Origin of the sequence: Flavobacterium johnsoniae UW101 (assembly GCF_000016645.1) — a bacterium.
Lineage (GTDB): Bacteria > Bacteroidota > Bacteroidia > Flavobacteriales > Flavobacteriaceae > Flavobacterium > Flavobacterium johnsoniae.
Map to the genome: position 1 here is coordinate 4,096,410 of NC_009441.1, position 23,108 is coordinate 4,119,517.

Below are 23,108 nucleotides of genomic sequence, written 5' to 3' on the forward strand. Positions count from 1 at the left end.
AAAATCAAAATAAACTTTTTGATGTGCGTCTAAAATTATTTTCTCTTTTAACAGACAAAATTAGTGTCAATTTGTGGCAACATTTTTATAATGTAATCGTCGTATGCAGAACATCTGGATTTTGAAGCATTTTGTGATGCCCAATTTTGATTTTCTGTACGCCTCTTGATAAACTATTGAAACAGTTATCCAGTTTTGGAATCATTCCGGAATGGATTACTTTTTCTTCTTTCAGCTTATTGTATAATGCTTCGTTGATTTCAGTAATTACAGATGAATCGTCTTCTGAATCCAGCAAAACACCTTGTTTTTCAAAACAATACGTCAACGTAACATCAAAAACTTCCGATAATGCAATTGATAATTCGCTTGCAATGGTATCAGCATTGGTGTTTAACAATTGTCCGTTTTTATCGTGTGTAATCGCACAGAAAACAGGAACAACACCAGCTTCTAATAAAGTCGCCAACAACTTCGTGTTCACTTGCTTTACATCGCCTACAAAACCATAATCGATTGTTGGGTGATTCCTTTTTGTTGATTGAATTAAATTTCCGTCAGCACCAGAAAAACCAATTGCATTATTGTCTTTTGCCTGCAATTGTGCCACAATATGTTTGTTGATTTGCCCTGCGTAAATCATGACCACAACATCAAGCATTGGAGCATCTGTAATTCGGCGTCCGTCAATCATCTGCGGAACCAAACCAATACTCTGCGCCATTTCTGTAGCCGATTTTCCACCTCCGTGAATTAAAACTTTATAGCCTTCAATTTTAGAAAAATCAGTTAAGAATTGCTCTAATTCTGCTGGATTATCAATGATGTTTCCACCTATTTTTATTACTGATACATTCATTATCTTTAAGGTTCAGAGGTACAGAGGTACAGAGGTACAAAGGTACAAAGGTTTTTCTCAAGATCTTAAACCTCTGCAACTTTGCAACTTTGAACCTTTGCACCTTAAATTAAATTTTCTTAAGAATCTTTTGTAAAACTAATTGTGCTGAATACGTTCTGTTATTCGCTTGTTCGATTACGATTGAGTTTTCTCCATCTAAAACTTCGTCGCTTACAATTACGTTACGACGAACTGGAAGACAGTGCATGAATTTTCCGTTGTTGGTTAAAGCCATTTTTTCTGCCGTAACTGTCCAGTTTGGATCACTGTTGGTTACTTTTCCGTAATCGTTGAAATTACTCCAGTTTTTTACGTAAACGAAATCGGCATTTTCAAAAGCTTTATCTTGATCGTATTCGATTTTGCAGTCTTGTGTGATTTCTGGGCTTAATTCGTAACCTTCTGGATGTGTAATTACAAAATCCATGTCTTTTTGCATCTGCATCATTTCTACAAATGAATTCGCAACTGCCTGAGGCAAAGCTTTTGGGTGCGGCGCCCAAGAAAGAACCACTTTTGGTTTGTGTTTGGTTTTGTATTCTTCCATAGTAATGGCATCTGCCAAAGACTGCAATGGGTGACGAACCGCACTTTCCATGTTTACGATTGGCACTGTAGCGTATTTCAAAAATCCTGAAATTACAGTTTCCTGATAATCTTTTTCTTTATCAACCAAACCAGCAAAAGCACGAATTGCGATAATATCACAGTATTGAGAAACTACTTCTGCAGCTTCTTTAATATGTTCTGAAGCACCAGAATTCATAACCGCTCCGTCTTCAAATTCTAAAGTCCAGCCTTCATTGGTAAAGTTCATTACCATAACATTCATTCCTAAGTTTAAAGCCGCTTTTTGTGTACTCAAACGCGTTCTTAAACTCGGATTGAAGAATAACATTCCTAAGGTTTTGTTTTTACCTAGTTTTTTATTTTTAAGCGGATCTTTTTTGATTTTGATCGCGCTTTTAACCCATTTTGATAATGAGTCGATATCTTTTATTGAGATGTAGTTCATTGTTTTTTTGTTTAATCGGTTAATCGTTGATTTGTTTAATCGTTTTACTGCTTAAACAAATCTAACTTTTATCCATTTTTGTTTTTTAATGTTCTTTTTTAATCGATTAACCGAATTAACGATTAAACAATTAAACCTTTTTACACAATCTTGGTAAAAGGAATTTCGTCCTTGAGTGCCTTTAAAATAAAATTATCATTCAGTCCATTGACAATCCAGGTTTCAATGTTGGCAGCTTTTGAAATTCCTGCTGCTTCTATTTTAGATTGCATTCCTCCTGTTCCGTGTGATGATTTTGATTCGCCGATTTCTTTTTCGAGTGATTTTAAATCATTTACCAATTTTATCGTCTCCGGATTTTCATCATGAATTGAATTCTTTGTGTAAATTCCGTTTGTATTAGTGGCAATTATCAGAATATCAACATTTAAAAGAACTGCTGTTAAAGCCGCTAATTTATCATTATCTCCAAACCGAATCTCATCTGTGGCAACGGTATCATTTTCATTGATAATCGGAATATAATTGTTTTTAACTAATACATTAATTGTATTTACAATGTTCTTTTTAGTCTGTTCTTTTTCAAAATCAGAATAAGAAAGCAAACACTGAGAAGTATTTAATCCTAAATCCTTAAAATTTTCATTGTAAATCCGCATTAAATGAGGCTGTCCAATTGAAGCCAAAGCCTGTTTTACAAAAACATCTTTATCCTGATTATCAAGTTTCACAAACTGCTTTGCTGCTGCAATTGCTCCTGAACTAACTATGATAAACTCATATTCGTCATTTAAAGCAGCAATCTGTATTCCGAGGTCTTCAATCTTTCCCCGCGAAATATGATTGGTTTCTTTGGTTAAAGTATTACTTCCTATTTTTAATAAAATCCGTTTCTTACCCATTGTTGTTGTTTTGCTGCGATTTTTTTAACCGCAAAGTGCGCAAGGTTTTTCTATATACTTTATGTTTACAAACGCTAAGTTCGCAAAGCTATATCTTTAAATAAATATCAATTTTTTAAATTCCAAATTCCAATAATCTGAAATCAAAAATCGTTAATCATCAATCTAAAATCTGAACTCTAAAATTATCTAATCTGTCCTTCTCCGTAAACGTACCATTTATTGGTCACGAGATGTTGAAGACCGATTGGACCTCGTTGATGTAATTTATCAGTACTTATTGCTAATTCTCCGCCAAGACCAAATTGTCCGCCGTCTGTAAAACGGGTTGAAGCATTTTGGTAAACTGCTGCAGCGTCTATTGATTCCATAAACTGTTGTGCAGCTTCATTATCTCTCGTAATAATTGCTGCAGAATGTCCTCCGCAGTATTTATTAATCATATCAATAGCATGATCCTGAGAATCGATGGTTCCTATTACGATTTTATAATCCAGAAATTCTTCGTACCAAATGTCTTCGTTTTCGATCGTCTTGGTATTTTCGAAATACTCTAACGATTTATCGACAATAACTTCTACTTTTGATTCAATTAAAGCTTCAATTAACATTGCTGCGAAACCTTCAAAATTTGGAAGCTTAGAACTTATCAAAACTTTATCTAAAGCATTGCAAGCCGAAATTTTAGCTGTTTTAGCATTTAAAATTACTTTTAAAGCTAAATCTGTGTCAGCATCTTCATGAACGTAAACAAAATTATTGCCGCGTCCGCTTACAATTACGGGACAAGTGGCGTGCGCTTTTACAAACTCAATTAGTTTTTCTCCGCCTCTTGGAACTATTAAATCGACTTTTTGAGTTGGTTTTTCTAAAAATGTCTGGGTTTCAGTTCTATTGTAATTCAGATATTCCACCCAGTCTTTTGAAACTCCATTTTCTTCTAAAGCTTTATGCCAAAGACTTACGATTTTTAAGTTTGATTTTAAAGATTCTTTTCCTCCTTTTAATAAGATCTTATTTCCGGATTTAAAGGCAATTCCTCCCGCTTCTATGGTAACATCTGGACGGGATTCATAAATAATTAAAATCGTTCCAAAAGCAGCAGTCTTATTGACCACTTTTATTCCATTATCATGAGTAAAATGAAAACGCTCAACGCCAACAGGATCTTCCTGTGAAGCTAGTTGGTTTAATGATAAAATCATCTCGTTGACTTTTTTATCATCTACTTTTAAGCGTTCTTCCATCGCTAAATCTGAGCCGTCATAATCGGCAAGATCTTCCTGATTAGTCAAGATTATCTCATTCCGCTCCTGCTCGACCAGCTTTGCCATAGTCCGCAAAACCGCATTACGTGTTTCAATTGATAATGGTTTCATAATTTCAAGTGGGTTGGTTGTTTTTTGGTTGTTTCTTTTTCGGAAACTTTATTTTAAACCTAACGGGTTTTAAAAACCCGTCAGGTTTAACGTAACGAGAATTAGTTTTTTAATTCTTCTAAACTTTCTTTTAAAGCTTTTACAAACGTATCGATATCTGCTTTTTTGACAGTCAAAGGCGGTAAAATTCTTAATAGATTTTTATTGTTTGCGCTTCCTGTAAAAATGTGTTTTTCGATGATTAATTTCTTTCTTAAAGCTGCAACATCAAAATCAAACTCTACTCCAAGCATTAAGCCTTTTCCTTTTACTTGTTTGATTCCGTCAACTTCTTTGATTTTTTCTAAGAAATATTCATAAACTTCATTTACATTTTTCTGTAAATCCAGTTTTTCAATTACATCTAAAACTGCAATTCCTGCAGCACAAGACAAATGGCTTCCGCCGAAAGTAGTGCCTAATAATCCAAAACTTGCTTCAAATTTTGGAGAAATTAGAATCGCTCCAACAGGGAAACCGTTCCCCATTCCTTTCGCAACTGAAATTATATCAGCGTTGATTCCGTGATGTTGGAAAGCGAAGAATTTTCCGCTTCTTCCGTATCCTGACTGTACTTCGTCTAAAATAAAAACAACATCGTGTTTTTTACATGCTTTTTCTAAAGCCTGAAAAAACTCTGTTGTTCCTTGGTCTAAACCTCCAACTCCTTGAATTCCTTCGATAATTACTGCTGTAACATCTCCTTTAGCTAATTCAGCTTCAACTAATTCGATTTGGTTTAGTGGTAAAAAAGTAACTTTTTGTTGTGCATTTAATGGCGCAACGATTTTTTTGTTATCAGTAACTGCAACTGCCGCAGAAGTTCTTCCGTGGAAAGAATTATCAAAAGCTACAACTCTTGATTTTCCGTTGTGGAAAGAAGCTAATTTTAAAGCATTTTCGTTGGCTTCAGCACCAGAACTGCATAAAAACAATTCGTAATCTTCAAGACCAGAAAGTTTTCCTAATTTCTGAGCCAATTCTACCTGCAAAGGATTCTGAATTGCATTCGAATAAAATCCTAAATGGTCTAATTGATTTTTCAATTTTGCTACATAATCCGGCTGTGTGTGTCCGATAGAAATCACACCATGTCCGCTGTATAAATCTAAATATTCTACTCCTTTGTCGTCAATAATGGTACAATCTACTGCTTTTACTGGAGTTATGTCGTATAATGGGTAAACGTTGAATAAGTTCATCTTTTTTTTAGTTGTTAGTTTATTGTTGATGGTTGATGGTTGTTGGTTTTTGTTCGATATCTATCAACTATAAACCAACAACTATCAACTAAAATTAAAATCCGCTTGGTTTCAAATGTAAACCTGTGGTTTCTTCTAAACCGAACATTAAATTCATGTTTTGAATCGCTTGTCCTGAAGCACCTTTGGTTAAGTTATCGATAATTGATGTTATAAGAACCCGGTTTCCTTTTTTCAATAAACTAATAATACATTTATTCGTTTGCACCACTTGTTTCATGTTGATGTTTGTTGTGGTAACAGTTACGAAAGGCTCATTTTTATAGAACTCTTCATATTTTGCAACCAATTGTTCCAAACTATCATCACATAATGTATATAAGGTTGCAAAAATTCCTCTTGGAAAATCTCCTCTATTCGGAATAAAAAGCAACTCGCTGTCAAAATCGTCTTGCAACTGAACTAAGCTTTCTCCGATTTCTCCCAAATGTTGATGCTCAAAAGCTTTATAATGCGACATATTGTTGTTTCTCCAACTGAAATGAGAAGTTTCTGAAAGACTTACTCCTGCTCCTGTACTTCCGGTTGTAGCATTAATATGAACATCATTATTCAACAAATTGTGTTTTGCTAAAGGTAATAAAGCCAACTGAATAGCAGTTGCAAAACAGCCTGGATTGGCGATATAATTTGTCTTTTTGATTTCCGCTTTATTGATCTCTGGCAATCCGTAAACAAAATCTTTTCCTTCGAAATGAGCGTCTTTATTCAATCTGAAATCATTTCCTAAATCGATGATTTTGGTGTGACTTGCGAACTGATTTTCTTTCAAAAATGAAATCGATTTTCCATGTCCTAAACACAAGAAAACAACGTTCACATTTGGATTAATTTCAGCTGTGAAATTCATTTCAATATCACCCATCAAATCGTGGTGCGCTACAGAAAGCGGTTTCCCGGCGTTTGTTGTACTGTAAACAAAATCGATGTTTACTTTTGGGTGATACATTAAAATTCTGATGAGTTCTCCGGCCGTGTAGCCCGAACCACCAATAATTCCGACATTAATCATGATCTAATTTGTTTACAGATGAGAATATGTTTTGTGCATTTCCTAAAATCTTGATAAATCCTTTTGCATCGTCAGATGTCCAGGCATTGTTCATTTCGCCGTATTGACCGAAACCTGTGTTCATTAAATCATTTTCAGATTCGATTCCGTCAAGTGAGAAATGATATGGTTTTAATGAAACAGTTACTGTTCCATTTACTGTTTTTTGTGTGTCTTGCAAGAAAGTTTCAATATTTCTCATTACTGGATCTAAGAACTGACCTTCGTGGAACAACATTCCGTACCAGTTTCCTAATTGTTCTTTCCAGTATTGCTGCCATTTTCCTAGAGTGTGTTTCTCTAATAAATGGTGCGCTTTGATAATAATTAACGGAGCTGCTGCTTCAAAACCAACTCTACCTTTAATTCCTATAATTGTATCTCCAACATGAATATCTCTACCAATTGCATAAGCACTTGCCAGCTTTTCAAGAGCCACAATATTATTTGATGGTTTATCCGTTTTTCCGTTTAAACCAACTAATTCTCCCTGCTCAAAATGAAGTGTTATTTTTTCTTCACCTTCTTTTTGCAATTGCGAAGGATACGCTTCACTTGGCAATGGCTGACCAGAAGTTAAAGTTTCTTTTCCTCCAACACTTGTTCCCCAAAGTCCTTTATTGATAGAATATTGTGCTTTTTCCCAAGAGTAGTGAACTCCGTTTTGAGCCAAATAATCAACTTCTTCTTGTCTTGAAAGTTTTAAATCTCTAATTGGAGTAATAATTTCGATTTCTGGAGCAATAGTTTGGAAAATCAAATCGAAACGAATTTGGTCGTTTCCTGCGCCTGTACTTCCGTGAGCGATTGCAGTTGCTCCAACTTTTTTTGCATATTTTATAGCTTCAATTGCTTGAAAAACACGCTCTGCACTTACTGATAATGGGTATGTATTATTTTTTAATACATTTCCAAAAATCAGGTATTTTATAGCTTTATCGTAATATTTGTCTAAAATTGTTAAGTTAGCATGCTGCGCACTTCCTAATTCGTAAGCTCTTTTTTCTATAGCTGATAATTCTTCTGCACTAAACCCTCCTGTATCAACAAGAACGGTATGAACTTCATAACCTTTTTCGTTTTTTAAATATTTCAAACAATACGAGGTATCTAATCCTCCGCTATAAGCTAATACTACTTTTTTCATTTTTTATAATTTAGGCTAATACTTTCGTATATAGCAGTTTGAGATTTCTTTTTGATTAAATTTTGAATAAAAAAATAAATGACAATATTTTGTTTAAGAATAAAGCCTGTTTGATTTTTTTAAGTCTGCTTAAAACAGTCTCATTAAAAGGATGTCTCGGCGGTGTTTTTTGTTTTTCTTTTGGGTCGTATAACATTCCGGTGCAAAGACACATTTTGTTTTCTTTGCTCTGTAAAATTGGGAAGTTAGTACAGGTTTTACAGCCTGCCCAGAAACTTGGATCGGTTGTTAATTCTGAGAACGGAACTGGTTTATACCCTAAATCAGAGTTAATTTTCATTACTGCCAAACCGGTTGTAATTCCAAATATTTTAGCATCTGGATATCGCTGCAAAGAATAATCAAATACTTTTGATTTTATCTTTTTTGCCAATCCTAAACTTCTATAATCAGGGTGTACAATTAAGCCGGAATGTGCCACGAACTTTCCGTGTTCCCAGCTTTCGATGTAACAAAAACCTGCAAATTTTCCATCAGCCAGAGCAATCATCGCATCACCATTCGACATTTTTTTCTGAATGTACTCAGGAGTTCTTTTAGCAATCCCCGTACCTCTTAACAAGGCAGATGATTCTATCGTATCGCAGATTTCTTGTGCGAATTTGAAGTGTTCTTCCTGGGTAACAACAATAGAGATCTTCATTTCAATAATTGAAGTTAGAGTTAAAAATTAAAGCATGTTGTTTAGTTTGAAATCCAGAATTGAATCCAATAAAATTAAGCAAAACAAAAGTAACACTCTCTAAATCAAAAACTTGACTAAGAAAATTTACAAAATAATAAATACTTTTAGGATATGTTTGTCCAATGGACAAATTATGTGATTTCAAAATGAAAAATGGATATGAATAAATATACGGCTATAAAACTCAGTGAACACTATAGAGATAGTGTCCGTACTTCGGGAGAAGTAATCGGTGAGTTTGTCCGTGACAAAGAAGTTATATGTAAACTTATTTTATTCATCGGTGCAAAAGTACATCTTTTTTTTATTTACAAAACAAAAAATTAAAATTCTAACATTTTTTTAATGAAAAGTTATTTTTAGAGATACTAAGATTCTAAGTTACTAAGGTTCTGAGGTTTTCTTTTTTTTCTAACTTGACTAAATAAACTTGAAACTCTGAAAAGTTTAAACAAAAGAAAAACCCGATAGTAAAAATACCATCGGGTTTAAATTATTTGGAGTTTTGTATTTAGCTTTTTGTAAACGGAATCACTTGCCCGCTGCCTGTAACAATCATATCAAAACCTGTTTTTGCTTCATTGTATTTGAATTTTAAACCAGCTCCTTTAGACTCAAATGTGTCTTTTTCGTTTTCTACTGGTTTAACTGAAAACTTCGGAAAATCTGTAATTTCAAAATACATTGTGCTGTTTTTCTCTGTAACTTCAATTTTAAGAGGTGCTCTTGAAGTCGAAAACATTCCTAAATATGGATCTAAAATTACATCTTTTTCTACTTTACCTTTTCCAGCTGTCCAAACATTGTTTGATGCATTATTATCTGGAAAAGCGTGATCTGGATCTAAAGTGATGCTTTCAATTTCTTCTGTAGAATTGTGCTTGAAAGACCAGCTGTTATTACGCTGCCAAATTTCTACAGGAAGATTTACTCTGCTTACTTTACCGCTTTTTGTTTTAACATCTAAAACAATCGGCATTGGCATTTTATCAAAATTCTCAACAGTAATAATAACTCCTTTTGCAGGATCATTTTTTACATATTTAATTGAATTGATTCCCTGGTCAAAACGCCAGTTATTTACGAACCAGCTTCTCCAGAACCAGCTTAAGTCTTCTCCTGCTACATTTTCCATAGATCTGAAGAAATCATCCGGCTGCGGGTGTTTGTAAGCCCAACGCTCAATATAAGTTCTAAAAGCAGTATCGAAACGTTCTTTACCTAAAATTTGTTCTCTCAAGATCACCAGACCTGCGCTTGGTTTAAAGTAACATAACATCCCAATATTTGCTTCCTTCATATTATCAGGAGAACTCATAATAGTTTCTAAATCAGGTCTTGTAAACGGTTCAGCCTGCTCGTGTAAATCTGTTGCCGGTTCTTTGTACTCTCCATTATTAAAAGCAGCTGTACTTAATGAGTTGATGAAAGTATTAAATCCTTCATCCATCCAGCCGAATAATCTTTCATTTGAACCTACAATCATTGGGAACCAAATGTGCCCAAATTCGTGATCTGTAACTCCCCATAAATCTTGTCCTTTAGATTTCCATCCGCAGAAAACAATTCCAGGATATTCCATTCCTCCTTCATTTCCAGCCACGTTTGTAGCAGCAGGATAAGGATATTCGAACCATTGTTTAGAATAATGTTCGATTGAAGCTTTTACATATTCAGTAGAACGTCCGTAAGCACCTTGTCCGGCACTTTCAACAGGATAAGCAGATAATGCTAAAGATTTTTTTCCGCTTGGAAGATTAATTTTTGCTCCATCTAAGATAAAAGCCGGAGATGATGCCCAAGAAAAATCACGCGCATTTTTAATTTTATAATGCCATGTTTTCTCTGTTCCTGCATTTGCATTTGAAGCTGAATTTACTTCTTGCTCAGAACGAATTGTTACTGTTTTATCGCTGTTTGCAGCATCCTTATATTTTTTGAAATGATCTGCAGAAAACACTTCCTGACCATTTATTAATTCACCAGAAGCAACTACAAAGTGATTCCCCGGAACTGTCAATTTTACATCAAAATCACCATATTCTAAGTAAAACTCTGAAGCTCCTAAATAAGGAGCTGTGTTCCATCCGCGTACATCATCGTATACACACATACGAGGATACCATTGTGCAATTGTAAAGATTTTTCCGTTTTTAGTTTCCAAAACCCCCATTCTGTCAGAACCTTCAAATGGCGCAATGAATGAAAATTCGATTTTAATTTTTACAGAACCTCCTTTTGCTGCTAATTCCTGTGGAAGAAATATTTGCATTCTAGTATCTGTAACGATATATTTTGCTGTAACTTCTGTTTTGTTTTTCCCTCCGGAAATCACTTTTACAGATTTAATTTTGTTTCCTCCGTCAAAAACCTGCCCTTGAGCTCCGTTACGGCTTCCTGTCAATGGCACAACAGCGTTTCCTCTAGAATCTTCTTTAAATAAATTCTGATCTAAATTCAACCAAAGAAAACCTAATTTATCAGGACTATTATTAGTATATGTAATTTCATCTGTACCTACAATTTCATTTGTAGTACCATTTAATTTTGCTGTGATTTGATAATCGGCTCTGTTCTGCCAGTATTCTGCTCCCGGCTGACCGCTTGCTGTACGGGTCGTTGTTCCATTTTTTGTATAAAAATGCGGACCAAAGGCATCGTGATAATTATAATTGTTTACCGGATTTGCTGTCGCCGCCGGAGACGTTTGCTGCGCCCAGACCGAAGAAATCCCAAAAAATAAAGCCGCGGTTAGTATGGCTTTTGCAGATTGCTTTTTCATATTTTTTAGCTGTTTATGTAGCAAATTAATGAAAAAAAAAGCTATTTGCAGAGGAATAGTTAAGCTTAAATTTAATTTTAGCAAAATTTTATCAAAAAAATAATTCAGAGTATTTTTCCTAAAAAACAAAATTTATAAAATATATTTACATCACGATTTAAAACTTAATTCTATTTCAATTCTATTATTTTGGATACAACAATATCAAACTCAATACTTAAAGCTTCTATCAAACATGCAGGAGCAGAATTATTTTCTTTAAAAGACAATCAAAACAAAGAATATATCTGGGAAGGAAATCCTGATTTTTGGGGTAAACACTCACCTGTTTTGTTTCCAATTGTAGGTACATTAAAGAACAATACTTATACTATTGACAAAAAAGAATATCAGCTGTCAAGACATGGTTTTGCAAGAGATATGGAATTTAAATTGGTTGAGAAAACAGGAAATAGTGCCGTTTTTTCGTTAGAATCAAATGCCGAAACTTTAAAAAAGTACCCTTTCGAATTTGAATTACAGCTTATTTATACGCTTGAAAACACTTCTTTAAACATAGAATATATCGTAATTAATAAAGGTGAAACTAAAATGCCTTTTTCTATTGGAGCACATCCGGCAATTGCGCTTCCTGAAAATTTCGAGAACTATTCTTTTAAATTTGAAAAACAGGAACCTTTAAAGTATAATCTTTTAGAGAATGATCTAATTTCAAATAAAACCGAAACTCTAAAAACTACAGAAAATGTCGTTCCGTTAACTTATAAACTTTTTGAAAATGATGCTTTAGTTTTTAAAACACTAGAATCAAATTCATTAACTATACTTGAAAATAAAAAACCTTACGTTCAGGTTGATTTTGAAGATTTTCCAAGCTTAGGAATCTGGACTAAAGACCAGGCGCCATTTGTTTGTATAGAACCATGGTTTGGCTACTCAGACACTGCAGATAATTCAGGTGATTTATTTAAAAAAGAAGGTATTTTGGTTTTAGAAATCGATCAATCTTTCCATTCTCAATTTAGTATTAAAATAGTATCATAATGTTAGAATTCAATTTTAATCCATTTCCTGTAATCGAAACCGAGCGTTTACTTTTAAGAAGAATTACAAATGATGACGTTAACGAAGTATTCGAATTGAGATCGAATCCTGAAACTATGAAATTCATTCCAAGACCATTAGTAAAAGACAATGAAGACGCCTTACTGCACATTGCGATGATCGAAGAAAAAATTGAAACAAATATTGGTATCAATTGGGCAATAACTTTAAAAGGCAATCCTAAACTTTTAGGAATAATTGGCTATTACAGAATGCAGCCTGAAAATTACCGCGCCGAAATTGGCTATATGCTGTCTCCAGATTTTCACGGAAAAGGAATTATTCCTGAAGCAGTAAACGTATTGCTAAAATATGGTTTTGAAAATTTAAAATTACATTCTATTGAAGCTGTGATTGATCCTGAAAATTACGCATCAGAAAAAGTCTTACAAAAATGCGGTTTTGTTAAAGAAGCTCATTTAAGAGAAGCCGAATTTTGGGAAGGAAAATTCCTCGATAAAGTAATTTACTCATTACTAAATAATTAGAAAAATATAATTATTTCTGACCAAAATAATCCTGTTAAAAGTCCGTTAATCTTTAATACTAAGGCCTTAGTTGAGTTATATTTGCCCCAAAATAAATTATTCCCTGCGATTTAAAATACCATGAAAAAAATATTCGCCCTTACCGTTCTTCTTATATCTATTCAATTACAAAGTCAGACTTTTATCAAATTTAATGGTGTAACAGCTTTAGTTGGCGTACCAAATATTGGAGTTGAAACCAGTATTGGTGAAAAAACAACTTTTAGTTTTGACGTTATGGCTTCTTTTTGGGAATCATTTGATGGTCATTCTCCTATGAAATTTTATACGGCAACTCCAGAAATCCGTTACCATTTTAAAGAAAAATACAATGGTTTTTATGTCGGAGGTCATGTCGGTGCAGATAAGTATGAACTTCAAAAATGGAATTACTGGGACAGTAACAAATATGAAGATGGTTTTGGTTATAGACTAGGTGCTACAGTTGGTTATAATGTAAAACTCAGCGATAAATTTTTACTTGATATTTTTGTTGGCGGCGGCTGGCACCAAGGTTTTTATCATGGATATTATAATGATGGTACTCCCGGAAGATATGAAAAAGCCCCTAACTACAATAAAAGTGGCGAATGGCTTCCGTACCGCGGGGGTGTGATGATTTCTTATAAATTGTAAATCAGCTGAATTTAGGAAGTGATTTTATATACAAATCTTCCACTTTCTTTCTTGCCCAATCTGTTTTTCTTAAAAAAGTAAGACTCGATTTCACGCTTGGATTTGATATAAAACATTTTATCGGAATTAACTCTCCTAAAGTATCAAAACCATAATAATCAACCAGAGTTTCAACAATTTTTTGAAGTGTAATTCCGTGAAGCGGATCTTTAGATTTGCTATCCATTTTAATTTATATATTAAATAATACTAAAAGACCGTACTTAAAAAAGCACGGTCTTTTTTGCAAAATTACGGAATTGACCTAAAACAATCCGCTAAATTAGAATATGAATTTAAATCCAAAAGAAAGCGGAGAAGTTAAATTTGGATTACTTCCTGCTAAAGCTGTATTGTAAAATGGGTCAACATTTGCAACATGCGCCAATCCAAAATTTGTAACAGTCGTTTTTTCTCCATTTTTAGGCTCTAGAGTCGTAGAAGTAAAATTAGCCAAATCGTAAGAGAACTCTACAGAGAAGTTTTTTGTAATGAAATAATCAAAACCTCCTGATACTGATAATCCTACCTGATTAACTTTTAACTCGCTTTCTTTTTCTTTTCCGGTAATAACTGGTATCGCTGCCTGTCCGAAGAAGTACAATGAACCAGCTACATTCCAATATTTTCTAACTAAAGGCTGAATAACAATTAAATCTGTTTTTGCAGCTGTGCCTGCATTTGACTCGGCTTTGATGTTAATTAATCCGAATCCTGCTCCAACGGCTACAGATGGAGTTACAAATGTACCAACGATTGGAAGTACAGATAAACTCGTGTTTTTTTCGTCTGCAGTTTTTGTCTGCTGATAACCGAATTGAGAAGTTGCAAACCAAGCTCCTTTTAGTCCTTGAGCTGAATCCTGAGCCTTAGCGGTTAAGCCCATTAGCACAACACTGACTAATGTTACAATTTTTTTCATTATAAATTTGTTTTTGAATTACAGGACAAACTTACTTGTAAGCATTTTTGAGAAGGATGATTAAAATCATAGATTAAAAAAAATCTTTAATTATATTTGAGCAGTTTATATTCCTGCAATTTTCTTACTTTTGTACCCATGTTAAAATCAGTCAATATACTTAATAAAAGAGCCCGGTTTGATTACGAAATAATCGACACCTATACTGCCGGAATTGTTTTGGCAGGAACCGAAATTAAATCGATACGTTTAGGAAAAGCGAATATTACAGAAAGCTTCTGCGAATTCAGCGGGATTGAACTTTTTGCAATCAATACTTATATAGAGGAATATTCATTTGGGAATCAATTCAACCATAAATCAAGAAGTGAACGAAAATTGCTTTTAAATAAAAAAGAATTAAAAAGCCTTCATAAAAGTGTTCAGGCAAAAGGTCTTACCATTGTACCTTTAAAATTGTTTACCAATGAAAAAGGTCTTGCAAAATTGCAGATTGGTCTTTGTAAAGGAAAGAAAAACTACGACAAACGTGAATCTCTAAAAGAGCAGGATACAAAACGCGACTTAGACAGAATTAAAAAAGCATATAACTAAACACGGATTTAATTACTTAAATCTGTGTTTATCAAAATTTTATAGTTATTTTTACTACAAACATATAACTGTAAAATATGAAAAAGTACTTAATTCTACTTATTGTAATTCTGTCACTTTCAAGCTGCGGCAGTAATACAACTATTGTAAACAGCTGGAGAGATCCAAAAATAACAGTTGCTCAGGAACATTTTAAAAAAGTCTTAGTAGTTGCTCTCGTTAAAGACGAAGCTTCAAGAAGAATTGCCGAAAACAGAATCGCTGCAAGCAATCCTATTTTTAAAACTTCCTATCAATATCTAAACGAAACTACCAAACAGCTTACGCAGGAACAAAAATTAAAAATCCTTCAAGATGAAAATTTTGACGGGGTTGTCACGATGCGTTTAGTAAGTACTGAAAAAGAAACTACTTACGTTCCAGGAAGTTATACAGGAATGTATTACGGAGGCTTTGATGGTTTATATTCCGGAATGTACGGATACGGTTTTGGAAACTGGTACGGAATGTATTCACCGGCTTTCTACGATCCAGGATATTATCAGGAAACAACTTATTACATGGTAGAAACCAATATTTTTTCGCTAAAAGAAAACAAATTAATCTGGACCGGAACCACAAGATCTGATTACGTAACAGATGTAGGACAAACTGTAGATGCTATAATGCAGGCAGTTGTAAAAGAAATGAGAAAAGACGGTTCATTACCTCCAAAATAACCTAAATAAAAAGCAGCTCAAATGCTGCTTTTTTTACGATTAAATAAATGACTAATTTTGTCAAGATTTTAAATTTCATCAAAAATGAGATCACTTTTAAAAAATGCAAGAGAACAAAAAGGGTTAAAAACTAGAGAATTGGCTCAGCTTGCCGGAATCGATCAGGCATTAATCAGTAAATTTGAATCTGGAACACGAAAACCAACCAAAGATCAGGTTATTAAATTATCTCAGCTTTTAGAAATTGATTATGAAACTTTAATGGTTACCTGGCTTAAAGAAAAGATACTTTATGAAATTGGTGATGAAGAACTTGTACTGAAAGCTTTAATTTTAGCTGAACAAGAAATTCAAAACAACAAAAAAGAAATCAATTCTGCTTTAGTATCTTCTATTCAAAATATTTTAGATGAAATTGAAATCTTAAAAAATAAAATCCACTCCTTTAATCATTTTGAGCTCCGTCAGATTTCAAAAACTTTAGAATTAGAGTTTGTTTTTAAAAGTATTCATTTAAATAAAAATCCACTAACACTGGAAGAAACCAAATTGGTTATAAATGATGGACTAACTATTTCCGAAAAAAGCATGCAAAATCATCTTGAAGCCATTAATTTTCAAGAAGCAGTGTTTTACATTAAAGACTTAACTCAAAAGAAAACATCTTTAAATGAAAAAGATTTTCTTTTGCTTCATAATTTAATCTTCAAAGGATTTGAATCTGAAAATTCTGGAAAATATATAAATGATCCAGTTATTACACGCGAAATGAATTTATTTTTCAATTGGCATGAATCACAAAAAAACAATCTTCATCCAATAATTCTTGCATCTGAAGCGCATTTAAAAATACTTGAAATCAAGCCTTTTGAGAATGGAAATCTACAAATGGCAAATTTAGCATTAAACTGGATTTTAACGCAATACAATTACACATACGCCACAATAGAAGAAGACCAAAAGAGCATCGATGAATATTTTTCTATTTTGGAGAAAAGCCAAACCCAGAATGATACATCAATTTTTATTAATTATATCACTAGAATTGAAAAAGAAAATCTAAAAAGAGCAATACAATTAGTCGAAAAATAAAAAAGCCCGGTTAAAAACCAGGCTTTCTATTAATTTTTATCTTCTAATAGAGGAACAAATCTAAATTCTCCAAACTCATGTTTTTCAAATTGAGTTTCGTTCTTTCTAATCAATAAAGTCATAATCTGAACATCTTCCCCTAACGGAATAACAAGCCTTCCTCCTATTTTTAATTGTGCCATTAATGGCTGCGGAATAAATGGCGCACCAGCTGTAACTATAATACTGTCAAATGGTGCAAAATTTGGCAATCCTTTATAACCATCTCCAAACGTAACGTGTTTAGGACGGATATTTAATTTCGGAAATAAATTAGATGTTGTTTTAAATAGTTCACTTTGTCTCTCTACCGTATATACTTTAGCACCAAGCATAAATAAAACGGCAGTTTGATAACCAGAACCTGTTCCTATTTCCAGGATTTTGTGATCCTTCTTAACTTCAAGTAATTGTGACTGAAAAGCAACCGTGTAAGGCTGAGAAATAGTCTGCCCGGCACCAATAGGAAACGCTTTGTCCTGATAAGCAAAATCTTCAAAACTAGAATTCAAAAAAAGGTGTCTTGGGATTTTTTTTATCGCATCTAAAACAGCTCTGTCAGTAATTCCTTTTTGCTCTAAAGTGGTTACTAATTGATTACGAAGTCCTTGATGTTTGGCAGTGTCTTTCAAAATGGGTAGGTTTTATTTTCGCAAAAATAAGAAACAAAACAGGATTTCAAATATTGATTTTTAAATAATAAATTAATACAGTCGAAAGTTAAATATCGAAAGTCAAAAGTAACAGCAAATAATTTACAATTCACAATTCATAACTCACAATTAGATGAATTCATTTTCACGTTAAACAAATAAATTATATTTTTGTTTAAAATACATTCTCATGTTAAAAGTAGGAGTTTTAGGTGCTGGTCATCTTGGTAAAATACATTTACGCTTATTACAACAATCTGACAAATACGAATTAGTTGGATTTTACGACGAAAATCAAGAAAATGCCGAAAGAATCTCAAAAGAGTTTGGCTATAAAAATTTCAGCACAATTGCCAAACTTATTCACGCTGTCGACGTGATTGACATTGTTACTCCTACACTTTCACATTACAAATGTGCAAAAGTTGCCATAAAATCAGGAAAACATATCTTTATAGAAAAACCAATTGCCAATACAGTTGAAGAAGCTGAAGAAATTATTGCTTTAGCTAAAGAACACAACGTAAAAGGACAAGTAGGTCATGTTGAGCGTTTTAATCCTGCTTTTATCGCTACAAAAGAAATGATCGAAAATCCGATGTTTATAGAAACACATCGTTTGGCAGAATTTAATCCGCGTGGTACCGATGTTCCTGTGGTTTTAGATTTAATGATACATGATATCGACGCTATTTTGAGCGTTGTAAAATCTAAAGTAAAAAGCATCAATGCAAGCGGTGTTTCAGTTATCAGTGAAACTCCGGATATTGCCAACGCCAGAATCGAATTTGAAAATGGCTGCGTTGCCAACTTAACAGCAAGCCGAATTTCGTTGAAAAACATGCGTAAATCACGTTTTTTTCAAAAAGATGCTTACATTTCTGTTGACTTTTTAGAGAAAAAATGCGAAGTAGTTCGTATGAAAGACGCACCAGAAGTCCCTGGAGATTTTGATATGATTTTGCAGAATGCAGAAGGTGTAAAAAAACAAATTTATTTCACGAATCCAGATGTTGAACAAAACAATGCGATCTTAGATGAATTAAATTCATTTGCAGATGCAATTAACAATAATACAACTCCAGTTGTAACACTTGAACAGGCAACAGATGCATTGCGCGTTGCTTATCAAATTATTGATTGTTTCGATAAATAGTTTTAAAAAAATCAAAATAAATTAGCCACGAATTCACGAATTATTTGGTGAATTCGTGGCTAAATCATAAAAAAATATCTAGCAAAAAATGAAAACAATAGCTGTAATTGGAGCAGGAACAATGGGTAACGGAATTGCCCACACTTTTGCACAAAGCGGATTTACCGTAAAATTAATCGATGTTTCTGAAAAATCATTAGATAAAGGAATGGCAACAATTGCTGCCAACTTAGACCGTATGTTATCTAAAGGAACGATTACTCAGGAAGATGTTGCCAAAACTATTACCAATATCATCACTTATACAGATTTAAAAGACGGTGTTGTTGGAGTTGATTTAGTAGTAGAAGCAGCAACTGAAAACGTTGAATTAAAACTAAATATATTTAAGCAATTAAACGAATATTGCTCGCACAATACCATTTTAGCAACCAATACTTCTTCTATTTCAATTACACAAATCGGAGCTGTTGTGGCACATCCTGAACGTGTTATCGGAATGCACTTTATGAATCCTGTACCGATCATGAAATTGGTTGAAATCATCCGCGGATATAATACCAGCGATGAAGTAACTAAAATCATCATGACTTTATCTGAAAAATTAGGTAAAGTTCCTGTAGAAGTAAACGATTATCCAGGTTTTGTAGCAAACAGAATTTTAATGCCAATGCTAAACGAAGCCATCGAAACGTTATATAATAAAGTTGCCGGAGTTTACGAAATAGATACGGTAATGAAATTAGGAATGGGACACCCAATGGGACCACTTCAATTGGCCGATTTTATTGGACTTGATGTTTGTCTTGCAATTCTAAATGTAATGTACGACGGATTCAAAAATCCTAAATATGCTCCTTGCCCGCTTTTAGTAAATATGGTAAGAGCTGGTAAACTTGGGGTTAAATCCGGTGAAGGTTTTTACGATTACAGCGAAAGCAAAAAAGCTGAGAAAATCTCGAAACAGTTTTTATAAAAAAGAAATATCATGTCGATTCAATCGAATTTAAATACAATTAAAGCAACTTTACCTGAACACGTAACTCTAGTTGCCGTTTCAAAAACAAAACCTGTTTCAGATTTGATGCAGGCTTATGAAGCTGGCCAGCGCATTTTTGGAGAAAACAAAATACAGGAAATGACTGAGAAATGGGAACAAATGCCAAAAGACATTCAATGGCATATGATAGGTCATGTTCAGTCGAATAAGGTCAAATTTATGGCTCCTTATGTAACTTTGATTCATGGTGTTGACAGTTTGAAATTATTACAGGAAATCAATAAACAAGCTTTAAAAAATAACAGAACAATAGATTGCCTTCTTCAAATATATATTGCTGAAGAAGAATCTAAATTTGGTCTAGACGAAAACGAATTAAATGAACTTTTAACTTCTGTGGAGTTTAAAGAGTTAAAAAATATTCGTATCTTAGGTTTAATGGGAATGGCAACATTCACAGAAGATCAAAACCAGATAAAAAAAGAATTTACCCATTTAAAATCCATTTTTAATTCGATAAAAAATCTGAAAACTGAAAACTGCAGCCTGAACACCATATCGATGGGAATGTCTGGAGATTATCAATTGGCAATAGAATGCGGAAGCACAATGGTACGCATTGGAAGCAGCATTTTTGGAGGCAGATAATTTTTCAATATCAATGACAATTTCAAAAATCAATATCAATTAAAAAGATAAGGGTAATTTAAATGGAAAAAATATTCAATTTTGAAGATCGATTAGTTCGTTTTGCTGGAGAATGTATTTTCTTTACAAGACAATTAGAAAGACTATTTGAAAACGAATATTATAAAAATCAATTAATTAGATCATCTGGAAGTGCATCTTTAAATTTTGGAGAAGCACAAGGAACAGTTACAGATAAAGATTTTATTTTTAAAGTTTCCTTAGTAGTAAAAGAGTTGAAAGAATCCAGAAACTCATTAAAAATTCTAGATTACATTAAAGAAGGAGATGACAGCAAAAGAAGCAAACTTCTGATTGAAGTAGAGCAATTAATTGCAATTTCATCAAAAATGATAATAAACAAAAGATAATTTTCAATACCAATGACAATGGCAATTACAATAACAATTTTCAAAATTGATATTGAGTTTTGATATTGTAATTGCCATTGATTTTTGACATTGACATTGAATATGTACGCAATACTAGACATAGAAACCACTGGGGGACAATTTAATGAAGAGGGAATTACTGAAATCGCTATCTACAAATTTGATGGGCATGAAGTAGTTGATCAATTCATCAGCCTTGTCAATCCTGAAATTCCCATTCAGCCTTTCGTAGTAAAACTGACCGGAATTAATAATGCTATGTTACGTTCTGCACCAAAATTCTACGAAGTTGCTAAACGAATTATAGAAATTACTACAGATTGCGTTATTGTCGCTCATAATGCTTCTTTTGACTATAGAATCCTGAGAACCGAATTTCGTCGTTTGGGTTATGATTTCGAAGCCAAAACGCTTTGCACAGTAGAATTAGCCAAAAAACTAATTCCAGAACAGCCTTCATACAGCTTAGGAAAACTGGTTCGCGCACTTGGAATCCCTATGGCCGACAGACACCGTGCAAGCGGAGACGCTATGGCAACCACAAAGCTGTTTAAAATGCTTTTGGAAAAAGATGTCGAAAAAACCATCGTAAAAGATTTTATAAAGCTGGAAGTAGAAAAAGGAATTTCTCCAAAATTCTTGGATATTGTAAATCAAATGCCTGCTAAAACTGGTGTTTACTATATTTATAAAGAAGACGGAACTTTAATTTACATTGGCAAAAGCCAAAATATCAAAAAAAGAGTCAATCAGCATTTTACCGGAATTACAACCAAAAGCAAAAGAATCCAGGCAGAAGTTTTTACCATAACGTATGATGAAACCGGAAGCGAATTAATCGCGCTTTTAAAAGAAAGCCAGGAAGTAAAAGTTAATCGTCCACGATACAATCGTTCGCAGAAAAAATCTGTATTTCCTGTAGCTTTATATGCCGAAAAAGATTCAAACGGTTATATCAACTTAAGACTGGAAAAAGCTGACGGACGTAAAAAAGAAATTACCTCTTTTGCTTCGTTACAAGAAGGAAAAAATGCACTTTTCAGATTTACGTCAAAATACCATTTGTGCCAAAAACTTACAGGTTTATATCAAACCAAAAAAGAGTGTTTTCAATATAAAATCAAAGAATGTGACGGCGCCTGCATCGGCGAAGTTACGCCAGAAGTTTACAATTTAAGAGTACAGCAATTCATTTCAGAAAACAGCTTTGAAAACAAAAGCATAGTATTGATAGACAGAGGTAGAAATGTAAACGAACGAAGTGCAATTCTAATTGAAAACGGAATATACAAAGGTTACGCCTATTACGATCTTAATTATCAAATTACGAATATCGACATCTTAAAAAATATTCTGGTCCCAATGCAGCATAACCGCGATGTAAAAAATATCATTCAGAGTTATATCCGCAAAAGCAAATCAATAAAAATACTTCAATTTTAACAAATCGAAACCTTCATTATCTTTAAGGATATGAAAAATATAAAATCACAATACGAAATCTTTAGAGAAAAAGTCAAAATTGTTCTATACGGCACCAACACCATATTAGGCCGAATGTTCGATTTAGTATTGCTGGGTTTAATTTTACTAAGCGTTCTATTAATAATGCTGGATACCGTTCAAGGTATCAGTTCTAAATATCACCAGCAATTGTTGATATGCGAATGGGTAATTACGGTATTTTTTACAATAGAATATATATTGCGAATTATTTCAATACAAAAACCCGTTAAATACGTTTTCAGCTTTTACGGAATCATCGATTTATTGGCTGTTTTGCCCATGTATTTATCCATCTTTTTCCCTGGCGCAAGTATTTTATCAATCGTAAGAGCATTACGTTTTCTTCGATTATTCAAAATTTTGCATATTCCGCAAATCAACCATCAATCCCTTCAATTAAAAGAAGCTATAGAAGCCAGCAAAGAAAAAATCTTGGTATTCATTTATTTTGTTTTAATCAGCACCGTAATCATTGGTACAGTTATGTATTTGGTTGAAGGCAGAGAATCAGGATTTACCAGCATTCCAATGGGAATTTACTGGACAATCGTAACCCTAACAACAGTTGGTTACGGAGATATTTCACCGCAAACACCACTCGGACAATTTATAGCTGCGTTTGTAATGATTTTAGGTTACGGAATCATCGCCGTCCCAACAGGAATCGTTACTGCCGAATTTGCCAAAAGCAGTCTGAAAGGTAGTTTTGTAGGCACTAAAAAAACATGTAGAAAATGTCAATCTCAAGTCCATTTCGATAACGCAAAATATTGCTACGAATGCGGAACCGAATTGCCAAATAATTAATTATAGAAGCTA

The 23,108-nt window shown here is 33.4% G+C and carries 25 protein-coding genes; 13 read left to right on the plus strand and 12 right to left on the minus strand.

The window, feature by feature from the left end:
- Positions 1 to 85: 85 nt before the first annotated feature.
- The 8 genes from argB to FJOH_RS17780 form a co-directional block, all read right to left on the minus strand.
- The gene (gene argB, locus FJOH_RS17745; protein WP_012025412.1) at positions 86 to 859 is read right to left on the minus strand and encodes an acetylglutamate kinase; all 774 of its coding nucleotides are present in this window, start codon (positions 857 to 859) and stop codon (positions 86 to 88) included.
- Positions 860 to 968: 109 nt separating this feature from the next.
- Complete coding sequence (locus FJOH_RS17750) at positions 969 to 1,916, minus strand: N-acetylornithine carbamoyltransferase (RefSeq protein ID WP_012025413.1); 948 nt, start codon at positions 1,914 to 1,916, stop codon at positions 969 to 971.
- Between the two features lie 140 nt (positions 1,917 to 2,056).
- Positions 2,057 to 2,818 (minus strand): glutamate 5-kinase, encoded by a 762-nt coding sequence (gene proB, locus FJOH_RS17755; RefSeq protein WP_012025414.1) that lies wholly within the window; start codon positions 2,816 to 2,818, stop codon positions 2,057 to 2,059.
- A 185-nt stretch (positions 2,819 to 3,003) separates the two neighbouring features.
- Complete coding sequence (locus FJOH_RS17760; RefSeq protein ID WP_012025415.1) at positions 3,004 to 4,197, minus strand: glutamate-5-semialdehyde dehydrogenase; 1,194 nt, start codon at positions 4,195 to 4,197, stop codon at positions 3,004 to 3,006.
- Positions 4,198 to 4,298: 101 nt separating this feature from the next.
- On the minus strand, positions 4,299 to 5,438 hold the full coding sequence (locus tag FJOH_RS17765) for an aspartate aminotransferase family protein (protein WP_012025416.1): 1,140 nt from the start codon (positions 5,436 to 5,438) through the stop codon (positions 4,299 to 4,301).
- Positions 5,439 to 5,532: 94 nt separating this feature from the next.
- Positions 5,533 to 6,510, minus strand: a complete 978-nt coding sequence (gene argC / locus FJOH_RS17770) for an N-acetyl-gamma-glutamyl-phosphate reductase (RefSeq protein ID WP_012025417.1) — start codon at positions 6,508 to 6,510, stop codon at positions 5,533 to 5,535.
- Positions 6,503 to 7,696 carry an argininosuccinate synthase gene (locus FJOH_RS17775; RefSeq protein ID WP_012025418.1) on the minus strand — a complete coding sequence of 398 codons (1,194 nt, stop codon included), beginning with the start codon at positions 7,694 to 7,696 and terminating at the stop codon, positions 6,503 to 6,505. The genes argC and FJOH_RS17775 overlap by 8 nt, the downstream gene beginning before the upstream one ends.
- Positions 7,697 to 7,751: 55 nt before the next feature.
- A complete protein-coding gene (locus tag FJOH_RS17780; protein WP_012025419.1) occupies positions 7,752 to 8,399 on the minus strand; it encodes a GNAT family N-acetyltransferase in 648 nt (215 codons plus the stop codon).
- A 201-nt stretch (positions 8,400 to 8,600) separates the two neighbouring features.
- Between FJOH_RS17780 and FJOH_RS27015 the strand changes: the two genes are divergently transcribed.
- The gene (locus FJOH_RS27015) at positions 8,601 to 8,768 is read left to right on the plus strand and encodes a hypothetical protein (protein ID WP_159436632.1); all 168 of its coding nucleotides are present in this window, start codon (positions 8,601 to 8,603) and stop codon (positions 8,766 to 8,768) included.
- Positions 8,769 to 8,952: 184 nt separating this feature from the next.
- Here the strand turns inward: FJOH_RS27015 and FJOH_RS17785 are convergent, their stop codons facing one another.
- On the minus strand, positions 8,953 to 11,223 hold the full coding sequence (locus FJOH_RS17785; protein ID WP_012025420.1) for a M1 family metallopeptidase: 2,271 nt from the start codon (positions 11,221 to 11,223) through the stop codon (positions 8,953 to 8,955).
- A 189-nt stretch (positions 11,224 to 11,412) separates the two neighbouring features.
- Between FJOH_RS17785 and FJOH_RS17790 the strand changes: the two genes are divergently transcribed.
- The 3 genes from FJOH_RS17790 to FJOH_RS17800 all read left to right on the plus strand — a co-directional run bounded on the left by FJOH_RS17790 (position 11,413) and on the right by FJOH_RS17800 (position 13,490).
- The gene (locus FJOH_RS17790; protein WP_012025421.1) at positions 11,413 to 12,267 is read left to right on the plus strand and encodes an aldose 1-epimerase family protein; all 855 of its coding nucleotides are present in this window, start codon (positions 11,413 to 11,415) and stop codon (positions 12,265 to 12,267) included.
- On the plus strand, positions 12,267 to 12,815 hold the full coding sequence (locus FJOH_RS17795) for a GNAT family N-acetyltransferase (protein WP_012025422.1): 549 nt from the start codon (positions 12,267 to 12,269) through the stop codon (positions 12,813 to 12,815). The genes FJOH_RS17790 and FJOH_RS17795 overlap by 1 nt, the downstream gene beginning before the upstream one ends.
- A 120-nt stretch (positions 12,816 to 12,935) precedes the next feature.
- The gene (locus tag FJOH_RS17800; protein WP_012025423.1) at positions 12,936 to 13,490 is read left to right on the plus strand and encodes a DUF3575 domain-containing protein; all 555 of its coding nucleotides are present in this window, start codon (positions 12,936 to 12,938) and stop codon (positions 13,488 to 13,490) included.
- Between the two features lies 1 nt (position 13,491).
- On the opposite strand, the gene FJOH_RS17805 is transcribed toward FJOH_RS17800, so the two are convergent.
- Both FJOH_RS17805 and FJOH_RS17810 read right to left on the minus strand, forming a co-directional pair.
- Positions 13,492 to 13,716, minus strand: a complete 225-nt coding sequence (locus tag FJOH_RS17805; protein ID WP_012025424.1) for a VF530 family protein — start codon at positions 13,714 to 13,716, stop codon at positions 13,492 to 13,494.
- 96 nt (positions 13,717 to 13,812) lie between these two features.
- Positions 13,813 to 14,451 (minus strand): porin family protein, encoded by a 639-nt coding sequence (locus tag FJOH_RS17810; RefSeq protein ID WP_012025425.1) that lies wholly within the window; start codon positions 14,449 to 14,451, stop codon positions 13,813 to 13,815.
- A gap of 138 nt (positions 14,452 to 14,589) precedes the next feature.
- On the opposite strand from FJOH_RS17810, the gene smpB reads away from it, so the two are divergent.
- The 3 genes from smpB to FJOH_RS17825 all read left to right on the plus strand — a co-directional run bounded on the left by smpB (position 14,590) and on the right by FJOH_RS17825 (position 16,856).
- A complete protein-coding gene (smpB, locus tag FJOH_RS17815; protein ID WP_012025426.1) occupies positions 14,590 to 15,045 on the plus strand; it encodes an SsrA-binding protein SmpB in 456 nt (151 codons plus the stop codon).
- A 77-nt stretch (positions 15,046 to 15,122) separates the two neighbouring features.
- Entirely contained in the window at positions 15,123 to 15,764 is a 642-nt protein-coding gene (locus FJOH_RS17820; RefSeq protein WP_012025427.1) for a DUF4136 domain-containing protein, read from the plus strand.
- Between the two features lie 84 nt (positions 15,765 to 15,848).
- On the plus strand, positions 15,849 to 16,856 hold the full coding sequence (locus FJOH_RS17825; protein ID WP_012025428.1) for a helix-turn-helix domain-containing protein: 1,008 nt from the start codon (positions 15,849 to 15,851) through the stop codon (positions 16,854 to 16,856).
- A 29-nt stretch (positions 16,857 to 16,885) separates the two neighbouring features.
- On the opposite strand, the gene FJOH_RS17830 is transcribed toward FJOH_RS17825, so the two are convergent.
- Positions 16,886 to 17,527, minus strand: a complete 642-nt coding sequence (locus tag FJOH_RS17830; protein WP_012025429.1) for a protein-L-isoaspartate(D-aspartate) O-methyltransferase — start codon at positions 17,525 to 17,527, stop codon at positions 16,886 to 16,888.
- 211 nt (positions 17,528 to 17,738) lie between these two features.
- Between FJOH_RS17830 and FJOH_RS17835 the strand changes: the two genes are divergently transcribed.
- From FJOH_RS17835 to FJOH_RS17860, 6 genes are all read left to right on the plus strand, one after another.
- Positions 17,739 to 18,704: a Gfo/Idh/MocA family protein gene (locus tag FJOH_RS17835; protein WP_012025430.1), complete on the plus strand. Its 966-nt coding sequence runs from the start codon at positions 17,739 to 17,741 to the stop codon at positions 18,702 to 18,704.
- Positions 18,705 to 18,792: 88 nt separating this feature from the next.
- Complete coding sequence (locus tag FJOH_RS17840; RefSeq protein ID WP_012025431.1) at positions 18,793 to 19,680, plus strand: 3-hydroxyacyl-CoA dehydrogenase family protein; 888 nt, start codon at positions 18,793 to 18,795, stop codon at positions 19,678 to 19,680.
- 12 nt (positions 19,681 to 19,692) lie between these two features.
- Positions 19,693 to 20,352, plus strand: a complete 660-nt coding sequence (locus FJOH_RS17845) for a YggS family pyridoxal phosphate-dependent enzyme (protein WP_012025432.1) — start codon at positions 19,693 to 19,695, stop codon at positions 20,350 to 20,352.
- A gap of 62 nt (positions 20,353 to 20,414) precedes the next feature.
- Entirely contained in the window at positions 20,415 to 20,762 is a 348-nt protein-coding gene (locus FJOH_RS17850) for a four helix bundle protein (RefSeq protein ID WP_012025433.1), read from the plus strand.
- A gap of 102 nt (positions 20,763 to 20,864) precedes the next feature.
- Positions 20,865 to 22,226, plus strand: coding sequence for an exonuclease domain-containing protein (locus FJOH_RS17855; RefSeq protein ID WP_012025434.1), 1,362 nt, complete (start codon positions 20,865 to 20,867; stop codon positions 22,224 to 22,226).
- Between the two features lie 30 nt (positions 22,227 to 22,256).
- Positions 22,257 to 23,096 carry an ion transporter gene (locus tag FJOH_RS17860; protein ID WP_012025435.1) on the plus strand — a complete coding sequence of 280 codons (840 nt, stop codon included), beginning with the start codon at positions 22,257 to 22,259 and terminating at the stop codon, positions 23,094 to 23,096.
- Positions 23,097 to 23,108 lie beyond the last annotated feature (12 nt).